3 protein-coding genes are annotated in these 3,331 nt (G+C 43.8%); all 3 read left to right on the top strand.

Translation table 11 applies throughout. The features are described from left to right. The first annotated feature begins 477 nt into the window (after positions 1-477). Positions 478-1,155 carry a helix-turn-helix transcriptional regulator gene (locus F6K37_RS35350; RefSeq protein WP_008185536.1) on the top strand — a complete coding sequence of 226 codons (678 nt, stop codon included), beginning with the start codon at positions 478-480 and terminating at the stop codon, positions 1,153-1,155. 285 nt (positions 1,156-1,440) lie between these two features. After that, the gene (cofG, locus tag F6K37_RS35345; protein WP_008185535.1) at positions 1,441-2,439 is read left to right on the top strand and encodes a 7,8-didemethyl-8-hydroxy-5-deazariboflavin synthase subunit CofG; all 999 of its coding nucleotides are present in this window, start codon (positions 1,441-1,443) and stop codon (positions 2,437-2,439) included. Positions 2,440-2,553: 114 nt separating this feature from the next. After that, on the top strand, positions 2,554-2,811 hold the full coding sequence (locus F6K37_RS35340; protein WP_287255530.1) for a pentapeptide repeat-containing protein: 258 nt from the start codon (positions 2,554-2,556) through the stop codon (positions 2,809-2,811). Positions 2,812-3,331 lie beyond the last annotated feature (520 nt).

Below are 3,331 nucleotides of genomic sequence, written 5' to 3'. Positions count from 1 at the left end.
AAAAACTTCACCGGGTGCATCTCATTTTTGCTGTTTGACACGGTGGTGCGTTACGGGCAGCAACATAACCCTGACTAAGAGGCGAAAAATGAGGCGTTGCTGATTCTGGGTATGGTTTCGCCCCCCTAACCCCCCAAGCGAGGGATTTAGGGGGCTTCAACAAAACCAGATTATCGCTCATTCATTCATTAATTCAGCAACGCCAAAAATGAAGCCCCCCCTGAAGCACCACTAGCAAAATTTTCAAAACTGAGATGCACCCAACATCACCTTCCTTCGGGTCCCTTCACCTGGCTACCCTTGATTGCAAACAAATGCAACGAATTTGGGAAATCTGTAGCTTGCTCATTGTAGCTACAGGAGTTCGCCTATAAAAATGACTGTATCAGTAAGCCAGAACGAGTTACTCAATTCAGCCATCTCTGTATAGAGTTCTTGGGTAATTCGGAGAGTTATGGGTATTGAAGGAGATTCAACATGTATAGCTTAGAGTCCCAGATTAACTACCAAGTCAAAGGTTTCGATCGCGTAGCGTGGCCGAAGGCCAATCGCGTAGTGTGGCCGAAGGCCAATCAGCTCAGTCATTCGGAAAATAAGTCTAAAATTGCTAGTTTACCATCGAATAACTCTCAATTCCTCCTACAAGCTATTCTTGAAGGGTTTGTTGACGGTGTCTTGATTCTGACGTCTCAAGGAAAGTGGGTTCATGCTAATGAACGTGGGCTTAGCATTTGTCGTCAACTCTGTCAAGATAAGTCACAGATGAGTTCTATCCCTGAGTCAATTTGGCGAGTGTGCGAAGGGTTAATTGATAGTCGCGATTGGTTTTCTGGGCAGAAAATGATTCTTGAGTCGGAAATCAAAATGGATAATTCAGTAACATTTCGAGTTAGGGTCAGATGGTTATTTTTGGATAATCAAGCAGAACCATATCTGTTAGTAACTCTAGAAAATCGCCATCATTCTTACTATAATGCTGCTATTACTGATGCTAAAAAATATGGATTGACTAACCGAGAAGCTGAAGTTTGGTTGCTTAAGAAAGCTAAAATGTCTTACAAAGAAATTGCAGCTCGGCTTTATATTACTACCAATACTGTTAAGAAGCATCTGAAAAATATTTATGCTAAACAACAGGCATTAGTTAGTAGCTAATAGGGAGTAGGGAGTAGGGAATCGGGAGTCGGGAATCGGGAGTCGGGAAGAAAGCATTCAGCTATCAGCTATCAGCTATCAGCTAATGCGCACGCTACTTGAGGTGCTTATGCGCTACAGATGGTGCTACTTGAGGTGCTATCAGCCCAAGGCCAACTGACCGCACCTCAAGTAGCGTGAGCTTTTAGCTCACCGCTGACCGCTGACCGCTGACCGCTGAATGCTTAAAGTGTTACTTGATAATTAACAATTATCATAGGACTCTTTTGACGGGTGTTTGTTGCTATGGACGTTTCTGATTCCCAATCTGATTCCCACATCATTACCTACAGCCCTGCCTACACTTTGGTTCCGACTTACGAATGCTTTAATCGCTGTAGCTACTGCAATTTTCGGGCGGAAGCGGGGAGCAGTCCTTGGTTGAGTGTGGAGGATGCGGAAAATCAGTTAAGGTTGCTTCAGTGTCAGGGTGTTTGTGAAATTCTGATTCTTAGTGGTGAGGTTCATCCTAGGTCTTCACGGCGCAAGGCTTGGTTTCAACTAATTTATGATTTGTGTGACCTGGCTTTGTCTCTGGGATTTTTGCCCCATACTAATGTTGGACCGTTGAGTTGGGAGGAGATGGCGCGACTCAAGCAGGTGAATGTGTCTATGGGGTTGATGTTGGAACAATTAACACCGGAGTTGCTCAAAACCGTTCACTGCTATGCTCCCAGTAAGATACCAGAGGTGCGACTACAACAGTTGCAATGGGCGGGAGAATTGGGGATTCCCTTTACGACCGGTTTGTTGTTTGGCATTGGTGAAACTGAGCAGGATTGGTGGGAAAGTTTAAATGCGATCGCACAAATTCATGGTGAGTATGGTCATATCCAAGAGGTCATCCTGCAACCTTACAGTGAGGGCACTACAGAAATCTTTCATAGTCAGTCTTTCGGTCTTAATCACCTGGTAAAAGTGATTCGGAAGGCGCGTCAGATTTTGCCCTTGGATATTACTATCCAAATTCCTCCCAATTTAGTTGATACTGTTGGGAACTTGCCTCAACGGTCTTCTGCTCTATTAGCGTGTTTGGAGGCTGGCGCACGGGATTTAGGAGGAATTAGTCCCAAGGATGAGGTGAATCCCGATTATCCTCATCCCCATAGTTATCGATTGCGCGAAGTGATTGAACCAGCTGGATGGAAGTTAGTAGCGCGTTTGCCAGTTTATCCTAAGTATGACAGTTGGTTACCTGCGAGATTGCAACGGGTGGTTGAGAGATGGCGAATTGGTGATAGGTAATTGGTTATGGGTAATTGGTAGAGGTGTTGAACAGCACTGGAACCAAGATTCCGATAATTTCGTCTCGTCAGAGGTGAAACGATTGACCGACAAGCCTGATGTCAAACAGGAAGTGTGCTCAACAAGTACGTAGCAACTATGTTATCCGACTTCTCTGGCCAAAATCTCCAAGGTCGCTCCTTTAAGGGTCAAAACCTTACAGGAGCAAACTTTAACCACGCTGACCTTCGAGGTGTAGACTTCACCAATGCTCTTTTGAAAGGAGCGACCTTTAGCCATGCTAGGAGTGGACTACGGTATTACTGGGTAATTATTTTACTGGGATTTTCATTACTTCTCTCAGAGGATATCTCCCAAGTTTTTTTATACTGAATTTTGCCCCCCTAGCCCCCCAACTTTGGGGGGAACAAGAGTCAATTTGCTTCTAAAAGTCCCCCAAAATTGGGGGATTTAGGGGGCTTGGATGTAACAAATGAAACTTCTCAGACAACCTCTCAGTATTATCAAGTCACATTTTCTGTCGAACTGGTCATATTTCCCTGAAATTTCTGGAATCAGAATCCCCTATTCTTCAGAGTTGTAGGGTGGGCAAAAACATTTTGGTTATGGGTGAGTATTCTAGATAATATCAATTTGCCCACCCTACTGACTTGTAGGTTGTAGGGTGGGCAAAAATATTTTGGTTATGGGTGAGTATTCTAGATAATATCAATTTGCCCACCCTACTTTAATTGGGATTTTTTTTGACATTAGGTGGGCAAAAATATTTTGGTTATGGGTGAGTATTCTAGATAATATCAATTTGCCCACCCTACTGACTTGTAGGTTGTAGGGTGGGCAAAAAAAAACATTTTGGTTATGGGTGAGTATTCTAGATAATATCAATTTGCCC

Source organism: Moorena sp. SIO4E2 (genome assembly GCF_010671945.1).
Lineage (GTDB): Bacteria > Cyanobacteriota > Cyanobacteriia > Cyanobacteriales > Coleofasciculaceae > Moorena > Moorena producens.
The sequence above is the reverse complement of the archived record's forward strand: the minus strand, read 5'-3'. Positions and strand labels throughout refer to the sequence as shown.

Coding starts and splice junctions, on each gene's coding strand:
- cofG (WP_008185535.1), top strand. CDS start 1,441: ATGGACGTTTCTGATTCCCAATCTGATTCCCACATCATTACCTACAGC.
- F6K37_RS35350 (WP_008185536.1), top strand. CDS start 478: ATGTATAGCTTAGAGTCCCAGATTAACTACCAAGTCAAAGGTTTCGAT.